This window comes from Verrucomicrobiia bacterium (genome assembly GCA_035946615.1).
Lineage (GTDB): Bacteria > Verrucomicrobiota > Verrucomicrobiia > Limisphaerales > UBA8199 > DASYZB01.
Map to the genome: position 1 here is coordinate 39,008 of DASYZB010000008.1, position 20,208 is coordinate 59,215.

Below are 20,208 nucleotides of genomic sequence, written 5' to 3' on the forward strand. Positions count from 1 at the left end.
GATTATGCAAAGATTCGCAAGTCAGATTGTAAAATGTGCCCTCCGCCCCGGCGCGGTAAAGTGGGGCTGTCTTCTTTCGGCGGGGGTCCTGGCCTCGAGCGCCTTGGCCCAGCCCGCCAACGATAATTTTGGCAGCGCCCAGGTCATCAGCGGCGATTTCGGCACCGTAACCGGCAGCAACGTGGGCGCCACCGCCGAGCCGGGCGAACCCAACCACGCCGGGCTCAAGCCCAATGCCTCGATTTGGTATGTCTGGACCGCCAACAACACCGGGCCGGTCGAGTTCGACACATTCAACAGCACCTGTGACACCGTGCTGGCGGTTTATGTCGGCCCCACGGTTGGCAACGCCACGGTTGGCAACCTGAACCAGGTTGTCGCCAATGACGACATCAACACCACCAACCCGGAAAACGCGAATAGACACTTCCACTATAACGACCCCTATTTGGATAATCCCTATTTAGGGCCAAGCGGTGTGAAGTTCAACGCCGTGCGAGGCACTACCTATTACATCGCGGTGGACGGCTATACCAAGAACAACAGCAGCTTGCCGGGCCAAGGCGCCATTACCCTGTCCTGGGCGTATAACCCATCGGGGGTCTTCAGGGTCAGCCACCCCTTTTATTTCTGCACCGAAGCCGAATCAGATAAACCGGTTGACGGCTCTTACGCCGAGAGCGCCCAAGGCGCACGAATCACGGTCACTCGCGTATTCGGATCGTCCGGCAAGGCCATCGTCTCGTTTGATCTTCGCGACGGCAGTGCGCGTGCCGGCGTAGATTATAAACGACCTGACAAAACGACGCTCCTTTTCGATGACCATGAAATGAGCAAGAGTTTTGTCATCCCTATCATTGACGATGGCAGCGTGGCGGTTAGAAATCCCGCCCGAATAGGCGTTCCGAACAATAACCGTACCTTTTCGATAATCCTGACCAATGTAGTCCTGGATGCGCAGGAAGACCCCACGGTTTTGCCTGCACCGCGGTTCGACAATAACCACATCAATTCCATCGTCGAGATATTCGATATGGATATACCCATTTTATTGGACCCTACCAGCCCTACAGTGGGTATTACCAACGGCGTAGTAAACTTCGAGCGAAGCGTTTATCGCGTGCGCGAGGGCGTAGGTATGGCCCGCATCCTGGTCTATCGTGGTTTCCCTGGAACTTTTGGGCTCCCAAACGCTCAGGGCACAGAGATTCATTACGAAATCGACACCACATGGTTCCCTGAAGCCTTCACCGACGACAATCAGTTCGACTTGCAACCGGGTTCCGATTACGCAGCACCCAGTCCAAACAACTCGAGGCCGAGCTTAAACTTCGACTTCGGGACGACAAACCAACTTGCTGTCGATCACCCCGATAACCATGGCACAATCACCGACGGGGTGGGCATTGGCACCTATGGTACCTTGCGTTGGGGTAGTGCCCAGGATTTCGAGCGCAAGGAGATATGGATTCCCATTAACGACGATACCATCCCGGAATTTAACGAGGATATTAATATTTTTCTTTTCCAAATTGCCGGTCATACACAAGACGCCGAACTGGGCTGGAATTCCCAATGTACGGTCACGATTCTTTATGATGATTATCCTGCCGGTGGGCTCGATGATTCGCACAACCGTGACTGGGATATTTCGACCGAACCGGCAAACAACTCCGCCCCTGGAGCAGACAGCACTGTCTATGCATTGGCCGTCCATACCAATGATAATAAGACAGTCATCGGCGGAACGTTTGGTAGTTTCAATTCCTATCCCCGGTACGGCCTGGCTCGAATGAACGCCAATGGCTCGATTGATTTCGGCTTCGATCCAGGCGACGGCATCCCGGTCAAAGACCCGATTAATCCCGCCTTTATCAGCAGCCTCACGTTTACCCCGGCGGACCACATCATCATCGGCGGCAATTTCCCGTCCTACAATGGCGTGCCTCGTTACAATATCGCGGAGGTCAATCCCGATGGCTCGCTGGACAGCACCTTTAACCCCGGCCTGGGCGCCAACGGCACCGTTTGGGCCGTAGCGGTTCAAACCAACGGCCAAGTAGTCATTGGCGGCGAATTTACAGCGGTGAACGATTTTCCGCGTCTCCACATCGCCCGGTTGAACACGGATGGGTCGGTTGATCCCTCCTTTGACCCCGGCACCAACGGCCCGGATGGCACCGTCAACGCCATCGCTTTGGCGCCGGACGGCTCGATGTATATCGGCGGCGATTTCAGCGATGTGAATGGCCTGTTCCGCCGGTCGATTGCCCAGATTGACACCAACGGAATCGTTGTCCCCGCCTTTAGCCCCGTTACGGGTGTCGATGGCCCGGTCTTTTGCCTCGCCTTGCAACCGGATGGCAAACTTCTTGTTGGCGGTTCGTTTGCCAATTCCGAGTTCCGCAGCCGGAATAACATCTGCCGGTACAACCCCGACGGTACGCTGGATATTACCTTTGATCCCGGATCCGGGGCGGACGACTCGGTGTATTCCATCACCTTGCAGCCCGATGGCCGCATCTTCCTGGGCGGCGTCTTTAACTCGATTAATCAAACGCGGCGGATGTGCGTTGCCCGGCTCTTCACCACGGGCGAAGTGGATACGGGGTTCATGGACACGGCCTATAACCAGTTCGCGGGTTTGCACAAGCCCTACTTCAATCCCTATGTCAACCCGAAGGATTTCCTATTTACGACTGGCCTCCAGACCGACGGCAACCTGATGATCGGCGGCAGTTTCCATTATGTCGGCGGTGGCCGATTTGAGGTAAACGTGGCCACAAATTCTTATGCGCCATTCGACGGTGTGGCCGAGACGCGTGCTGCTTATCGCACGCGTTACAATGTGGCGCGCCTCCTCGGCGGCAACACGGACGGCCCCGGCAGCATGGGCCTGGTCAATACCAACTACAACGTAGTCGAGAACATGGGCTTCCTGTACGTCAAAGCGATTCGTACGCGAGGCGATTTGGGCCAGATCGAGGCTACTTTCTCGATTCCCCCACGCACCGGCAGCAACACCATTGGCGTTGCTCAAAGCGGCGCCGACTACTTATATACCCGGGTCAATCCGAGGTATGGCACGACCTGGAATGGGGACCGCGAGTTGAGCGACGGGATTTTTGGGACCAACAACGTCAGCATCAGTGTGATTCCTACCGACGGTCCTGTCCGTTCGCCTCTGGCCGATATCTACGTCACGGTTCCCAATATCCCCGGGTACCAGGGCGATCGCTCGGCGCCATTCAAAATGGACGTGCCAAGCTATGCGGATGTGTTCTATCTCGGTGGTGAGGACATCCCGCTGGCCAGCGCCCTGGCTCAAACCAAGGGCTTGATGTACATCCAGGAAGACGACACCGCCCCCGGTGTCATCGGTTTCAGCGCCGGCAGCTATGCCGTCACTGAAGGGACTAACGCAGTCATTACCCTGGTCCGCACCAACGGCAGTGTCGGTCCGATCTCCGTGCGCTTTGCCACAACCAACGGAACGGCAATTGCCGGTCAAGACTATATCGGAGTGACCAACAGCGTTCTATTCCGGGACGGCCAGACCAGCACCAACGTGGTTGTGCCCACCCTGAACAACTCCGCCATACAGAATGATCTCGCGGTCAATCTGTACCTCGCCGCTCCCGGCAATGGCGCCACTCTCGGGGTCTCCAACGCGGTGCTCACGCTGATTAATGTCAATTTCCTGCCGGGCCATCTCAATTTCAGCAGCACCGCCTATAGCACCAACGAAACCGCCTCAGCCGCCATCTTAACGGTCACCCGCAGCGGCGGCAGCCTCGGCGTCGAGGATGTCCAGTACGCCACCAGCAATCTCACGGCCATTGCCGGGGCAAATTACAGTGCTACGAGTGGCACGCTTCACTGGGACAGCGGAGATACCTCCGTTCGTTACATCATGGTCCCCCTCATCCATGACGGACTGGTAACGCCCAACAAGCAATTCCTGGTCACGCTGCTCAACCCCACTGTGCCCGGGTCGCTGGGTATCCGGACTCAGACAACCGTCACGATTATCAACACTGATTTCTACGGAACGCTTCAGTTCAGCGCCGCCAATTACTTCATCAACGAGTTGGGCGGATACGCTGCCATTACCATCACCCGCACCGGCGGCAGCGCCGAAACCATCAGCGCCAATTTCTCGACCGCTGACAGCACCGCTTACGCCTTCTTCAATTACGTGCCGACCAACGGGACGGTTACCTTCGGTCCCGGCGAGATCAGCAAATCCTTCACCGTGCCCATCCTCAATGACGGTGTGCAGGACCCGCCTAATCTATTTGGGTTCAACCTCCTGTTGTCCAACTTCTCTCCGGTTGGGATTGCAGGCAATCCGACGACAGCCTTTGTTAATATCATCGACGCCCAATCGTTCAATCAACAGCCCGGCCAGGTTGATACGTTCTTCGATCCCAATGCCGGTTTCAACGATGATGTCTTTGGCATCGCCCTTCAGCCGGACGGCAAATTCGTTGTGGGCGGCAATTTCACCATCGCCGACGGACAGCCGATCAACCGCATCGCCCGGTTGAATCCGGATGGCACCCTCGACGAGAGCTTTCTCACTACCACTTTGGTTGGGGCTAATGATGTGGTGCGCGCGGTGGTCAGCCAGACCGATACCCGGGTCCTTGTCGCGGGCGCCTTTACCACCATTAACGCCGTGGTGCGCAACTCGATTGCGCGGCTGAATTACGACGCCACTCTCGATACTGGCTTTAATCCGGGCTCTGGCGCCGACGGCCCCATCTATGCCCTGAACGAAACCTTTGACCTCACCGGCCCGCGCAAAATTTATGCGGGCGGCAGTTTCAATAGCTTTAACGGGACCATCAGGCCCGCGCTCATTCGGCTCAATAACGACGGCACGGTGGACAATACCTTCAATACAGGCGCAGGCGCTAATGGGACCGTCTATGCAATTGTGGCGTATCCGACCAACAGCCCCCATGCCGGGCAGGTTCTGGTGGGAGGCGATTTTACTTCGATTAATAACGTTGCCTGCGGCCGCATCGCCCGCCTCAACTCCGATGGCAGTGTCGATACCTTCTTTAATTCCGCCGGCACTGGCGCCGATACCGCCGTCCGCGCCATCGCCCTCCAAACGGATGATAGAATCCTTATTGGCGGCTCGTTCACCAATATCAATGGGTTCGCTCTAAACCGCATCGCGCGCCTCAATGACGATGGCTCCGTTGATTCCTCGTTCCAGGTCGGCGTCGGCGCCGATGACACCGTCAACGCCATCACGGTCCAGCCGGACAATCGGATTCTGGTTGTGGGCGGGTTCAAGACCGCCAGCGGCGCCACGCGCAAGCGCATTACCCGGCTGATGCCCGACGGCACTATCGATCCGACCATCAATTTCGGGACCGGCGCGGATAATACGATTGCCAGTGTCGTCCTTCAGCCGGATGGGAAAATCCTCATTGGCGGCAGCTTTACCACGTTCGAGGGCCAACCGCACGCCCGTATCGCCCGGCTTTACGGCTCCTCCATGGTCGGCTCGGGCACTCTCCAGTTCGATTCCGCCACTTACCAGGCCAACGAGAATTCGACTAATATTGTCGTTACGGTCTTGAGGACTGGCGGCACCAGCGGGCCCCGCCCGGACGGCTCCGGCGATGTCGCGGTTGATTTTTCAACCAGCGACGGCACAGGAATCGCCGGTGTCAATTACTCCAATGTGACCGCTACTCTTCATTTCCCGGTAGGGGAAACAGTGCAAAAAGTCACCATCCCGCTAATTGATGACCAGGTGGTAACACCCAACCTGACTGTCAACCTGGCTCTGGCAAATCCTACTCCGCCTGCCACCCTGGGCGCTCAACCAACGGCGCTCCTGACTATCATTAACGTGGAAAGCGCGGTCAGTTTCGCCTCGCCAACCTACTCGAGGGCTCAGGATGCCATCGATGGTGCGGCAACGGTCCAACTGGTGCGCGTGGGCAGCACACAACAGGGTTGCACGGTGGTCTTTAGTACAGTGCCCGGCGGTACCGCTGTTCCGGGCGTTGATTATACCCCCGTGACCAATACGGTATCGTTCCTGCCCGGCCAAACCGTGCAGACGGCCAAGGTGCCAATCTTTAATACCCATATTGCCGGGCCGAATACGACTGTTCTGATGCAGTTGACGGATGCCTCCGGCACGCTGCTCCTGGCCCCGATCGAGGCGGTTCTCACCATCATCAACGTCAATCAGGCCCCGGGCCAGTTCATGTTCTCTCAAACCAACTATGTTGTCAGCGAGGGCGACGGCTCCGCTCTCATCACTGTGGTTCGTACCAACGGCAGTTCCGGCCCGGTCTCGGTTGCCTTTTCGACACTGGCGGGCGATGCAACGCCCGGACTTAATTACATCCCGACCAATGGCGTTCTGAGCTACGCGGACGGCGAAAGCGTCCACTCCTTTACTGTGCCATTAATCAACGACAAGGTGGTCCTGGGACCTCGAACGGTGCCCCTGCTGTTGAGCAATGCCACCGGCGGAGCGGTCATCAGCGGCCCAAACCCGGTGCCGTTGACAATTCTGGATGACGATGTGGGGGTCAGTTTCGCGACTAATTCCTTGATCAATGCCGTTTATATCGTCAGTGAGACCAACTCCCTGATCACGCTGGATGTCTATCGGCTTAACACCACAAACGGCGTCACTACCGTCAGTTATGCGACCACCAATGGCACCGCCACCGCCGGAGTCAATTACATCGCAACCAGCGGAACACTGACCTTCAACCCGGGCGAATCGCACAAGTCTATTTCCATCTCGATCCTGCGCGACCCGCGAGTGACGGGCGACCTGAGTTTCTCGGTCAATCTGTTCAATCCGACGCCGGGGGTTCAATTAGCATCCCCCAGCACGGCCGTGGTGGTCATTAATGATGTCGATAGCGGCCTCAGCATCCTCGATACGAACTCACCCCCGGTCGCCAACGCCGTATTCTCGGTGCGCAAGGATGCCACCAATCTGGTCATTACCGTCATCCGCACCAATGCCAACACCGGCGTTGTTTCGGTCAACTATACCACCTTGGATGGAACGGCAGTCGCCCCGGCGGACTACACGGCGGTCAGCGGGAGCCTGGTCTTTACCAACGGCCAGTTGTCCAACTCCTTTACCGTGCCGATTATCGACAATAATGTCGTGAGCGGCGACCTGTACTTTACGGTGAGCCTCTTTAACCCCACCGCTCCGGCGCAGTTGCTGCAGCCGAATACCGCGACAGTCAATATCATCGACGTGAATTCGGGTTTCAGGTTCTCGAGCGGCAATTACGACGTCCTCGAAAACGGCGTCTTTGCTCCGATTACCGTCCAACGGGTTGGCTTTAGTAACAGCATCGTTTCCGTCAACTACGCCACCGCCGACGGCACCGCTGTTGCCGGGGTGGATTATGACTCCGCCAGCGGCACCCTGGTCTTCACCAATGGCGAAACCAGCAAGAGCTTTGCCGTGCCGGTGCGCGACAAGACGATTATCGAAGGGGACCGGACCGTGCTGCTCTCGCTTTCAAGCCCGGCGCCAACTAATTCCACCAGCCTGCTGACGCCCGCCGCGGCTACGCTGACCATCCATAACAATAAAGGCAGCCTGGTCATACCGGCCGGCTCGGCCCTGATTTCTGAAAGCTTCAGCCCACCCAACGGCGTCATTGATCCCGGTGAAACGGTGACTCTGCTGTTTGCGTTCCGCAACGCAGCCGGAACCAACACAGTCAATATGGTAGCAACGCTGCTCGAGACGAATGGCATCTCTTCTCCGAGCGGTCCGCAAACCTATGGCGTGGTGGTGACGAACGGGCCTTCGGTTTCGCAGCCCTTTACGTTCACGGCCAATGGCACTAACGGCCAGAAGATTATCGCCACGTTCCTGATCACTGATTCAGGACGCGCGATCAGCACCAACGGCGGCCTGATAGTCTTTAATTTCACCCTGGGCACCAGCACCGCCAGCTTCGCCAAGAATGAGCTGATTACCATCAATGACGACGCGCCCGCAACGCCCTATCCCTCGTTCCTTAATGTGACCGGTGTGGACGGTGTCATCAGCAAAACCACAGTCAGCCTGAATAACCTGACTCATTCCTCCCCCTCCGACATCGAGGCCCTGCTGGCCTCGCCGGCAAACCAACCGGTTGTTTTCCTCGCCAACGCCGGCTCGATGTCCGTCAACGGGGTTAACCTGACTTTCGATGATACAGCCGGCGGGCCTTTGCCGCAGTCTGGACAAATCGTGTCCGGCACCTTCACGCCGAGCGTTTTTTCCGCCGTCGCCCCTTTTCCGCAACCGGCTCCGCCGCCTCCGGCCACTCGTTACACCAACGCCCTGGGGGCATTTGATGGCACTAATCCCAACGGCAAATGGTCCCTGTTTGTTCAAGACGATGTCTTCCTGGACGGTGGCGCGATTTCCAATGGCTGGTCGTTGAACTTCACACTGGTCCACCCGGTGATTGCCGATAGCGACCTGGGCGTGGCCATGTTCCAGTCCGCGCCCCCAATCGTCCTGGGCAGCAATGTCCTTTACACGTTGACAGTGGAGAACTACGGGCCTGGAAGCGCCACCGGAGTGAGCGTGATCGATACGCTCCCTTCCCCGGCACTGTTTGTGTCTGCCGCGCCTTCTCAGGGCACTGCCCGAACCAATGGCAACGGCACCCTCACATGGAATCTGGGGTCATTGGACATGAACGCGACAGCCTCCCTAACCCTGGTTATCCAGCCAACTGCTGCCGTGGACATTACCAACTCCGCCACGGTCAGTTCCGTATCGCCGGATCTCAATCCGGCTAATAACACCGCCTCACTTGCCGGCACCGTGGCTATTCCCACGGCCGACCTGGCAATTGGCCTTGTTGCGGCGCCCTCTCCGGTGCTGCCTGAGCAGACCCTGACCTATTCGATCACGGTTTCAAACCTCGGCCCGAGCACTGCCCCTGCTCTCACCGTCTCGGATTTCCTGCCACCCGGCGTGGCGCTTGTCTCGGCCTCCCCAGCGGGCTATACCTTGACCGGCAGCACCCTCACCTTTACGAACCTTGGCGACGTGGGCAGCGGCGGCCAGGTCTCAGCCATTATCGTGGTGCAACCAACCGGTTCGGGGACGATCACCGATACCGCCACCTGCTCCTCCGCTGTGACTGACCCGCTCAAGCTGAACAACACCGCCTCCGTCAAAACCATCGTCGGTTTCATCCCGCTGAGCTTCACCCATTCGGGTAACAGCTTGGTGGTGAGCTGGCCGGTGGATGCCGCCAATTACGTGCTCGAAACAACCACCAACCTGACCCCGCCGGTAATCTGGTACCCCCTCACCAATACGCCCCCGGTCAGCATCAATGGACAGAACACCGTTTCCATTCCGATTGGCGACGGCAGCGTCTTCTTCCGCTTGAGAGGGCAGTAAAATGGAACTCACCCAAAATGTCCAGATTGCACGGCAGGCGCGAGCCATTGCGCAGCGTGTATCGCAGCGCGATGTCCGAATTGTCCTCCGCTTTATCCTCTCCCAATTTGACTATGAAGGTATTCTCTGATCTGTTTTCAACCCGCGCGTTTGGACGTCTCAGCCCGCGCTGCCCTGTTTTGCTCGCTGCTTGCGCGGCGCAGATCGCCCTGGCGGCCCTCCCGTCCGGCGCCGCGGAACGGCAGGTCTTGCATGGGACCGTGCCGGGTGTGACGGCAGGTTTGCAGCCCATTGGACGCCTCGAGGCAACCAAGCGGTTGAACCTGGCCATCTCACTGCCCTGGCGCGACCGGGAAGCACTTACCAACCTGCTCGAGCAGGTCACCGATCCAACCAGCCCGCAGTATCGCCATTATTTATCTACTGCGCAGTTTACGGCCATGTTCGGGCCCACCGAGCAGGATTACCAGGCCCTTATCGACTTTGCCCAAGCCAACGGCCTGGCCGTCACGACCCGGCATCCAAACCGGATGCTCCTGGACGTCAACGCTTCGGTTGCTGACATCGAAAAGGCCCTCCATATTACGATGCACCTGTACGAGCATCCGACCGAGGCGCGCACGTTCTACGCGCCGGATGCCGAACCATGGCTGGACCTTTCCGTACCCGTATTCAACATCAGCGGTCTCAACGATTACATCCTGCCTCATCCAAAGTACATTCCAATGGACATCAACTCCCTGGAACGTGAGCCTCATCTTGGCTCCGGGCCTGCCGGCACTTACCTGGGCTATGACTTCAGGAATGCGTATGTGCCCGGCACTCCCCTGACTGGCTCCGGACAAGTGGTTGGGTTGTTCCAGTTCGACGGCTATTATCCGAGCGATATCGTAGCGTATGAGGCCCTCGCCGGATTACCAAACGTCCCCTTGCAGAACGTGCTCCTGGACGGGTTTAACGGTGTTCCGGTCAACCCCGGCGCCGTAGGCGAAGTGTCTCTCGACATCGAGATGGTGATTTCAATGGCCCCGGGGGTGTCTAAAGTAATGGTGTACGAGGCCGGACCAAACGGGCTTCAAGACGATATCCTCAACCGGATGGTCACCGACAACGAGGCCAGGCAACTCAGCTCGTCCTGGGGTTGGAGCGGCGGTCCCAGCGCTACCACGGACCAGATTTTTCAGGAAATGATTGCGCAAGGACAAACATTCTTTAACGCCTCAGGTGACAGCGACGCCTTTCCGCCGGGGGCGGTGGACGACCCCAACCTGCCCAACGCGCCATCAGACAACCCGTTTATCACTCAAGTAGGCGGCACCATCCTGAGCACAACCGGTCCCAAAGGATCCTGGGTTTCAGAGACCGTGTGGAACCGTTACGACGGAACCAACGGAGCCAGCGGCGGGATCAGCTCTTTTTATTCCATCCCAGTTTGGCAGCAGGGGATCGACATGACCACTAACCAAGGCTCTTTTACAAAACGCAATACTCCGGATGTGGCCCTGACGGCCGAAAACGTCTGGACTATTGCTAACCAAGGCCAGGGAAGCCCTGTGGGGGGGACAAGTGTGGCCGCTCCTCTCTGGGCAGGTTTTACCGCCCTAATGAATGAGCAAGCTTTTGCCAACGGTGATCCCGCAGTCGGTTTTCTCAATCCAGCTATCTACGCGATCGGCAAGGGGCCCTATGCGAACTATACCAATGCATTCCATGACATCGTTACTGGCAACAACACCAATGCCGTCAGCACCAATTTGTTTTTTGCAGTCCCCGGTTATGACCTCTGCACGGGTTTGGGGTCGCCCGCAGGCACCAACCTCATCAATCTATTAGCCCCGATTGCTTCACTGACGATTGATGTCGCCACCAACTACGTCGTTGGCGGCAACGGCAACGGGGTCATTGATTTTGATGAATGCAACGATTTCTTCTTGGTGTTGACTAATATTGGCCTTGTCGGCGCCACCAACGTCCATGCCACTATCTCAACTACCACTCCGAACGTCTTTATTCCTCAAACGACTTCCGATTACCCGGACATCATCCCTGGGATTGCCGCCACCAACCTGACCGCATTCAAGATCGGCACCACACCTGCCTTCGTTTGCGGCACACCAGTCATACTCAATGTGGTCATCAAATCCGATAACGGCATCCGGGCCTTCCGCGTTTCGCTCCCATCCGGCCTCACGGGCTCTCCGGTCCGCTTTGACAATTTCTTCCCTGCTGCGATTCCGGACAATTCACCCCTGGGAACCAACTCTCCTATCCTGGTTTCGGGCCTCGCGGGCGCCGTGCAAAAGGTATCTGTGATGGTCTTTATCAGCCACCCGTCGGACTCCGATCTCACTTTGCAACTGATCAGCCCCGATAATACTTCCGTCACCCTTTCAGCCAACCACGGCGCCGGCGGGCAAAACTATGGTCTGGCCTGTTCGCCCGATACTTCCCGAACGACCTTTGATGATGACGCCACCAACACCATCGCCAACGGGCTCCCGCCCTATATCGGCGTGTTCCAACCCGACCAGCCGTTGGCGACTTTTGCGGGCAAATCCGGCACGAATGCAAACGGCATCTGGCAGCTCCACGTGATTGATAACGCGGCCGGCTTCGTTGGCACGCTGCAATGCTGGTCGCTGGCCGTTGCTTCGGCCACATGCACCGATGGCGGTGGTCAATGCCCCGGAGTGGACTTGGGTATCAAAATGAACGCCGGTCCCAATCCGGACGTGATTGGCAGTAACCTCGTTTATAATATCACTGTCACCAACAAAGGCCCGGGAATAGCCCGCGGCGTTGTCGTGACTCACGATCTGCCTGGGAGTGTGCAATTTGTTACTGCGTTATCCTCTCAAGGCACGGTGAGCCAGGGAGGGGGTGTTGTGACTGCAACCCTTGGCAACCTGGCGGTGGGCGCCACGGCCACAATCACTGTGACCGGCGTCCCCACGCTGGCTGGGACCATCTATTCATCCGCATCGGTGACTTCCACCGATCCGGAACTCAATCCCATCGATAACTCGGTAACGGTTCAAACCATTATTGTTCCCCCTGTTGCCGACCTGGCGGTTGGAATTGCCGGCGTCCCAAATCCCACCATCGTTGGCGGCCCGCTGACTTACACGGTATCCGTAACCAATAACGGTCCGGCTGTCGCGACCGGTGTGGTCGTCAGTAATATCCTGCCTGCCTCTGTCCAGATTGTGTCGGCCAATTATTCCCAGGGCTCGATCACCGTAGCCGGCAATGTCGTCATCCAGAATGTCGGACTGCTCGCCCAAAATGCCTATGCCACCGCGACCATTAATGTCAGTCCACAGGCCTACGGCAACATCACCGCCACAGCCCAGGCCAGCGCCATTCAACCAGACCCCTATTTGGCCAATAACATCGCTACCGTGACTACCGCCGTCGGCCAGGCCGCTGACCTTGCCCTCGGCCTGACCGCCAGCCCGAACCCTGTCGTGCTCACGAGCAACCTGACTTACTTTATTACCGTGACCAATCTCGGTCCCAACGCCGCGACAAATGTCATTCTTAATCAAACCCTGCCCGTAGGTGTTTCGGTTGTCTCCACTGTGCTTTCTCAGGGGACCTCCAGGCTGAATGCAGGTACGCTGCTTTGCAATCTCGGAACGATTGTTCCGGGAACGCGGGCCACCGCGACCGTCATCGTCACTACCACCAAGCTGGGAACTTTGAATAGCAGCGCAACGGTTACCGCCTCCCAGGCGGACCCCAATCCCGCCAACAACACCGCCAGCGTCAGTTCTCAGGTCGCCGCGCCCTTCATCAGCATTACCCCGGCGGGCGCAACCTTGATAGCTGAAAGCTTTTCTCCGCCGGACGGTTCTATCGATGCCGGCGAGACGGTCACGATACAATTCCGCCTGCAGAATGCAGGCAACGTCGTGAATACCAATCTCGTGGCTACCCTCCTGGCCACCGGCGGCGTGACCGCCCCGAGCAGCCCCCAGACTTATGGACTCATCAAACCGATTGGTGTCCCGGGTGGCGTCCCTGTCTCACGGCCATTCACCTTTACCGCCAGCAGCGCCATCGGCGGTTCCCTGGTCGCCACACTCCAACTCCAGGACGGCCCCAATGCTTTGCCCCCGGTGTCTTTTACCTTTGCCTTGCCTACCGTGGCGGCCTTTGCCAATACCAATATCATCTACGTGCCGAACGTAACCAACCTGCTCGCCTTCGGGTCTGCTGATCCGTACCCCTCGACGTTGTCGGTTTCAGGTTTAACCGGCCAGGTGGGCCGGGTCACGGCCACTCTGGCTGGGTTGACTCATTCCTATGTGCATGACGTGAATGCGTTGCTGGTAGGCCCGACCGGAGTTCGGGTGCTCCTGTTGTCTCACGCCGCCGATCAATCGGCTGCCGATGACCTCGATGTTACCTTCGACCAGGCCGCTGCCGGACCCATCCCGGCTGTCGGTGGAATGAGCACCGGCTCCTGGCAGCCTTCTGTCTATCCGCCCAACGTCGCCTTCTCCAACCCAGCCCCGGCAGGGCCTTACTCGGTCAGCCTGAGCGATTTGAATGGGATTAATCCCAACGGCCAATGGTCGCTTTTTGTTCTGGACGATTCGGCCGGCGATTCGGGCGCTATCTCAAACGGTTGGAGCCTGGCGCTGACTTCCGTGACACCGGTCAACCAGTTGGCTGATATCGGCATCAGCGAGACCGCTTCGCCCGAACCGGTCCTGGTTGGAAATAATCTGACCTATACTTTTGTCATTACCAATGCCGGGCCCAGCACCGCTACCGGCGTCACCTTCTCCAATGCCTTGCCGGCCACAGCAAATCTCGTCTCCGTCACAGCCTCCCAAGGCAATTACACCACCAATGGCGGAGTGCTTATCGGGAATCTGGCCAGTCTCCCGGCACATGCTTTTGTGACACTCACCCTTGTCATGCAGCCGGCGGCATCCGGTCTCCTAACCAATACGGCGTCCGTCAGCGCTTTTGAGACCGACATCCACACCGGCGACAACCAGGCGCAAGTCGTTTCAACGGTCAATCTGCCGTCGGCTGACGTGGCCCTGAGCGTCACCGCCGCGCCAGACCCGGTCATTGTCGGCAGTAATCTCAATTATAGTGTGACTGTGACGAATAGCGGCCCGGGCAACGCCTTGAATGTGGTCGTGACCGATCCATTGCCGCCTGGCACCGTATTCGTCTCTGGAAACGCCTCGCAAGGGTCAATTGGGGTGAATGGTGGGACGGTTGTTGCCAGCCTGGGCACTCTGGCGCCTGGAGCGACCGCTGCGGTTTCCATTAATCTTGCCCCGCTTGGCCCGGGTATGGTTAACAATTCGATTAGCGTCGCCACGGCCTCGAGTGATACCAATGCCTCCAATAACTCGGTTACAATCGCAGTCACAGCGATGAATCCTGTGCCGAATATTCTTGCTGCAGGCGCCTCCTTCATCTCTGGCAATGCCTCGCCGCCTAACGGCGCTATCAATCCCGGCGAGACGGTCACCCTCTCGTTTATCCTGACCAATGCCGGCTCTTTGGATACCGCCAACCTCGTTGCCACCTTGCTGGCCTCGGGAGGTGTCACAGCCCCAAGCGCTCCGGCCACCTATGGAGTCGTCCAGCATGCTGGTCCGGTTGTGGCGCGTCCGTTTACCTTTACCGCAGACCCTTCTGCGGTTGGCTCGATAACCGCCACCCTGCAGCTTCAGGATGGGGCCAACAACCTCGGGATGCTCGCCTTTACCTTTAATTTGCCCGGGAACGCGTCATTCGCAAACACCAACGCGATTATCATTCCCGATTACGGCGCCGCTTCGCCCTATCCATCGACCATCACCGTCTCGGGCCTCACCGGCTATGTCGGCAAAGCAACGGTCACCATTCAGGGGCTGACTCATAGTTTCCCCAACGATGTCAATATCCTCCTGGCCAGCCCCAACCAGCGGGATGTGGTTGTGATGTCCCACACCGGCAGCGGGTACCCGGTCACCAATGCCAGCCTGACCTTTGACGATGCTGCAGGCGTCGGCCTCTTCAACCTCAGCAGTATCAACAGCGGCACGTTTAAGCCGTCCCACTTCGGCTCGGTGACCTTCCCGGCCCCCGCGCCGGTTGCTCCTTACGGCTCGACCCTCTCGGTGCTCAACAGCATCGACCCCAACGGGACCTGGACGCTCTACGTGCTGGACGACTCGATTGGGGATTCGGGCTATATCTCCGGGGGTTGGAGCCTGAACCTGACCGCCATCAACACCGTTAATCCGCTTGCTGACCTCGGAGTTGGCATCTCGAGTTCCGCGGCTTCGATCAGCCAGGGCGACACTCTGACCTACACGGTTGGCGTCACCAATCTAGGCCCCTTCGCCGCCCCGGCGGTTGTGCTAACAGACAATCTGCCCCAAGGTTTTGTGGTCATCTCCAGCAGCGCAAGCCAGGGTTCCATTTCGATGGCGGGTGGGGCGCTCGTTGCCAGCCTCGGCACATTAGCCGCCAACAACACCGCTACTGTGAGCTTCACCGCCACACCCACATTCGGCGGCACTTTCGTCAACACCGCCAGTGTCTCGGGCGGTTACGAGGACCTGGACCCGGCAAACGACTCAGCCCAAATCACTACCACTGTCATTAGTGTGGTCCCGCCTAAACTGAGCGTTGTGATGTCCAATATGATCGTGAACCTGACCCTCAGCGGTGAGGCTGGCGCCACCTACGTCATCCAGGCCTCGACCAACTTGTCTTCCTGGACCCCTATCAGCACCAACACCGCCGCTGCGGACGGCTTCATCAACTACACCGACACCAATTCCCCAAGCTTTAACACCCGGTTCTATCGCGCGGTGCGCCAGTAAAAATCCTCGCGAAGCGCTTGGGGGTACTGTTCCTCGCGAAGCGTCTTGGACTGCGTTAGTCCTCTAGCGCTTTTGGGCTGGATGCGCGTCCTTCGCTGGATTGGAATCTGGCCGGCCTGGCGATGGGCCTCTGCGCACTCCAAGACGCTAGCGCGCATGCTGGTACTGTTTCTCGCGAAGCGTCACACTTTTGAAGAGGGCAATGAAAGCGCTCGGCCTGACTGGTGGCATCGGGATGGGCAAATCCGCCTGCGCCGACCTTCTGCGCGCTCGCGGCATCCCGGTGGTGGATAGCGACGACCTGGCGCGCGAGGTCGTTGAACCCGGCCAGCCGGCGCTGGCGGAGGTCCAACGCGCCTTTGGTCCGGGCATTGTCTCGACTGATGGCCGGCTCAATCGTGAAGAATTGGCACGGCGCGTCTTTGCGGACACCGCGGCGCGCCGGCAACTCGAAAGCATCCTCCATCCGCGCATCCGCCAGTTGTGGCTTGCCGAAATCCACCAATGGCGCGCCGCAGAACACCCCTTGGCGGTGGTCATCATCCCGTTGCTTTTCGAGACGCGCGCCGAAAGCGATTTCGACGCCACACTTTGTGTCGCCTGTTCGGCGGCAACCCAGCGCCAGCGCCTTCTGGCCCGCCATTGGCCGCCCGAGCAAATGGAACAACGCATCCAGGCGCAGTTGCCGCCTGAGAAGAAAATGGAGCTGGCAAACTTTGTCATCTGGACTGAAGGCCCCCTGAACCTCCACGCGGCCCAACTGGATCGCATCCTCGTCGCTTTCAAGACCTTTGCGCCATCATGAATCCGGGGCAACGGCCAGCCTGATCTCATCTCCAACGCGAATCTGGCCTTCTGAGAGAATTTGCGCTCGCAGCCCGCCCTGATGCACTAGCCCCTTGAGGATTGCAGGAACGCTGAGGCTGGCCAAATGGGCGCATGGTTCGCACAAGCGAATCCCACGAATACGAACCTTGCCGAGGTAAAACTCCTGGCCGACCAGTTCATTGAGGTTGACGCCCTTGGTCACGACGTTGCGCCGCGCATCCGTGCCGCTAAAGGCAATACCCGATTTGGCCGCGAATGCCGCTATCTTCTCATCCTCGATGAGGGTCAGTTCAAAATCCGTCTTTTGCGGTTTCGGCGAGAACGTACCTCTCCCGAAGAAATATCGGTCGCCTTCCAGCCCCTTTCTTGGCAGAGCGCGCACCGTTGGCCGGGACATCATTTTGGCCATTGCGGCTGAAGCGATAAATATTTCCAGGACAGTTCCCAGCAACGGGCCTGAGGCGCTGAATTGCGGTTCCATGGAGCTGAAGATTATCCTGAGTTGTTAAGCAATTCAATCGCCCAACGATCCGGCTGGCCTGTTCCCCGCCTTTATGCCACCTTGCCTTCTGGTGAGCGAAACAAGCCCAAGGCCGCTGTTGGATTGGCTGGTGCAAAAGCATCCCGATACCTCCAAGACCCGCGCCAAACAATGGATTCTGGCAGGCCGGGTGAGCGTCCAAGGCCTCATCATCCGAAGGCCACACCAAACCATCGCCGACCCGGGGGATACGCTCGAACTCAAAGGACGCCAGGCCGCCACCCTCGCCTGCGGCCCGGGTTGGCAAATTCATCCCCGCGTTTCCTTGCTCCACCTGGATTCGGCCCTTGCCATTGTCAACAAAGGACCCGGTCTCATCTCGGTGCCGGCGCCTGACAGTGAGCTTTCAGCGCTGAGCATCCTGGCCGATTTCCTGGCCGGCAAACTCAAGGCCCGGGACCGCGGCGTGGCCGGAAAGTCGCTGCCGCCCAGCTATCGGCGGTTGCAGCCTCTGCCGGTTCATCGCCTCGACCAATACACCAGCGGCGTCTTTTGCATGGCCACAAACCCCGCGGCCCGCCACCATCTCATCGAGCAACTCAAGGCCCATACCATGCACCGGGAGTATATCGCCTTCGTCGAGGGCCGGCCCCCCACGCCTCAAGGCGCCTGGCGCCAATGGCTGGAGCTTAGCCGGGACGGGTTGCGTCAGCATATAGTGCCCGAAACCCAAGCCAGGACCAGTGACTCGGAAGTCCGCGAGGCCATCACCCATTATGAAGTCATCGCCGAATACCCTTGCCCCGGCGCGGGCCGCTTCGTCACCAAATTGCGCCTCCGCCTCGAGACGGGTCGAAAACATCAAATCCGTGTCCAGGCTGCCCATGCCGGTCTCCCCTTGCTCGGCGACCGGACCTATAACCCGGCAGTTCGCGCCGCAGATTCCCCGCGAACACTTCTCCATCTGGACCGGCAGGCCCTGCACGCCGAAGTCCTGACGCTCGAGCATCCCGGCCAGCCGGGCAAACGCATGAGCTGGACCGCAGCAATGCCTAAAGACTTGCGCCTGCTGGAAGAGGCCCTGCGACGCTGACAGCGCGCTCGCTCTCTGATCAATACGGTCTGAACATCGAACATCGAACGCCGAACCTCCAATCTCGAACGCGGAGGGCGCACGTTCGACATTCGATGTTGAACGTTGGATGTTCGATGTTTTGGATTCTTCATTTGTAAGACCTCGCGTGCCCGCGGCCTGCACCCCATTTCCCAGCCCTACCGCGCCGCAGACAACGCGGGGTCGTCCAGGTCCAAACGATAGAGCACCTGATTGTATTCGTAACGCGGCGTCGGCCTTTTATTATCGCTGAATGTAACCGTGTAGGTCCCTTCAAAGAACAGAACCGGTGAGTCTTCGGGGGTGAACTCAGGGTGCAAGCGAGGATTGTAGAAGGTATAATGGTCGTGGCTGAGGACTTTAACGGCGGGCCCCCAGGGGCCGGTCGGCGCATCAGCCTCAGCATACCAGAGTTCGCCAAAGGCCGAGGGTTTGCCGAATTTTTCCATAAACACCGTGACCCATCGTTTGCGCCAGGCATTCCATGCTATCGAGCCGGTATGAGGTGTGACGCTGGCTTGGCCCGAGGCGGCAGGCACGGTCGCCTGGGGGTGGAGCGGTTCCCAATTCTGCGGCTGTTGCCAGGCATCGAAGGTCGCAGGGCAACGGAGCGTCGGGAAAGGGTTGCCAAACAGAACCCATCGCTGCTGGTTCGCATCGGTCCAAAATACCGCATGGCCCTGAGGAATTGGCGGTGATTTGGGAGTTGCTTTGGACTTGCTCCAGACCACCCGGAGCGGTTGGAAAGTCTTTGTCGTGTCATCCCACGCAGCCAAGCCCCATTGATACGGTTCCAGGGGCGGCTTGATCTTCATGTAGGATGTGACCAGATGCAGTTTCCCCGAGGCATCGGGCAGCGTCACCAACCCCGTTAGCCAGGTTGGCCCTTCCCCAGGGATTTCGGCTACGCCACGCGGGTGGCCTTGGCTATCGCAGAAATAATCAAAGGGCAGCCTGAGGGGTGGTTGGAAAGAAGCCAAAGCACGCGCAGGGGTAGCGGCCGCCGTGCTGTTGAAAATGCCCAGCGGATATTTGGCCAACGTCGTATCGCCCCACACCCAAAACAACCGCCCCTCGTAGATCGCGTTTTGGACGCTGTCGCACCCTAGCACCCCGGATTCAGCCCAGTCCCGAGCCTGGCCTAGTTTCTGGCTTTCGGCAAACAGCCCACCGCCAGTCAGCCGGCCAATGCGGCGCGCGATGATTTTTCGGTTCACCACGACCTTCAATACCTTGCCCGGAACCGGCGTGAGCCGCACCCCTTGGTAACCAAACCCATCCTTGGGCGCCTCATAGCCCTGGCCAATGACGTTGAACCAGGTTTCGCGGCCCATCAACTCCGGCAAATCAAACGCGATCAATCCCGCATTGTCCGTGACGAATCGGACCTCGTGCGTGGTGCGCAATTCTACCAATGGCACCGGCCAGCCACTGCCCTGTTCGACAACTTCAATCCGGCAAGGGGCCAAAGAGGGGCTGCCCGACAGGGAAGGTTCTGCCCCAGATGACCCTG

General features: G+C 58.5%; 6 protein-coding genes. 4 read left to right on the top strand and 2 right to left on the bottom strand.

What is annotated here, in order from left to right:
* The first annotated feature begins 4 nt into the window (after positions 1-4).
* The 3 genes from VG146_00935 (at position 5) to coaE (ending at position 17,077) form a co-directional block, all read left to right on the top strand.
* The gene (locus VG146_00935; protein ID HEV2390904.1) at positions 5-9,427 is read left to right on the top strand and encodes a Calx-beta domain-containing protein; all 9,423 of its coding nucleotides are present in this window, start codon (positions 5-7) and stop codon (positions 9,425-9,427) included.
* A gap of 113 nt (positions 9,428-9,540) precedes the next feature.
* Entirely contained in the window at positions 9,541-16,272 is a 6,732-nt protein-coding gene (locus tag VG146_00940) for a proprotein convertase P-domain-containing protein (protein HEV2390905.1), read from the top strand.
* A gap of 202 nt (positions 16,273-16,474) precedes the next feature.
* Positions 16,475-17,077 carry a dephospho-CoA kinase gene (gene coaE / locus VG146_00945; GenBank protein ID HEV2390906.1) on the top strand — a complete coding sequence of 201 codons (603 nt, stop codon included), beginning with the start codon at positions 16,475-16,477 and terminating at the stop codon, positions 17,075-17,077.
* On the opposite strand, the gene VG146_00950 is transcribed toward coaE, so the two are convergent.
* The gene (locus VG146_00950; protein ID HEV2390907.1) at positions 17,072-17,581 is read right to left on the bottom strand and encodes an MOSC domain-containing protein; all 510 of its coding nucleotides are present in this window, start codon (positions 17,579-17,581) and stop codon (positions 17,072-17,074) included. The two genes, coaE and VG146_00950, sit on opposite strands and share 6 nt — an antisense overlap.
* 73 nt (positions 17,582-17,654) lie before the next feature.
* On the opposite strand from VG146_00950, the gene VG146_00955 reads away from it, so the two are divergent.
* Positions 17,655-18,674, top strand: coding sequence for an RluA family pseudouridine synthase (locus VG146_00955; GenBank protein ID HEV2390908.1), 1,020 nt, complete (start codon positions 17,655-17,657; stop codon positions 18,672-18,674).
* 179 nt (positions 18,675-18,853) lie between these two features.
* Here VG146_00955 and VG146_00960 read toward each other — a convergent pair whose 3' ends face one another.
* Complete coding sequence (locus VG146_00960; protein HEV2390909.1) at positions 18,854-20,116, bottom strand: hypothetical protein; 1,263 nt, start codon at positions 20,114-20,116, stop codon at positions 18,854-18,856.
* Between the last annotated feature and the right edge of the window lie 92 nt (positions 20,117-20,208).

Excerpts from the sequence above, each read along its gene's own strand:
- coaE (HEV2390906.1), top strand. The coding sequence starts at position 16,475 with ATGAAAGCGCTCGGCCTGACTGGTGGCATCGGGATGGGCAAATCCGCC.
- VG146_00940 (HEV2390905.1), top strand. The coding sequence starts at position 9,541 with ATGAAGGTATTCTCTGATCTGTTTTCAACCCGCGCGTTTGGACGTCTC.
- VG146_00955 (HEV2390908.1), top strand. The coding sequence starts at position 17,655 with ATGCCACCTTGCCTTCTGGTGAGCGAAACAAGCCCAAGGCCGCTGTTG.
- VG146_00950 (HEV2390907.1), bottom strand. The coding sequence starts at position 17,581 with ATGGAACCGCAATTCAGCGCCTCAGGCCCGTTGCTGGGAACTGTCCTG.
- VG146_00935 (HEV2390904.1), top strand. The coding sequence starts at position 5 with ATGCAAAGATTCGCAAGTCAGATTGTAAAATGTGCCCTCCGCCCCGGC.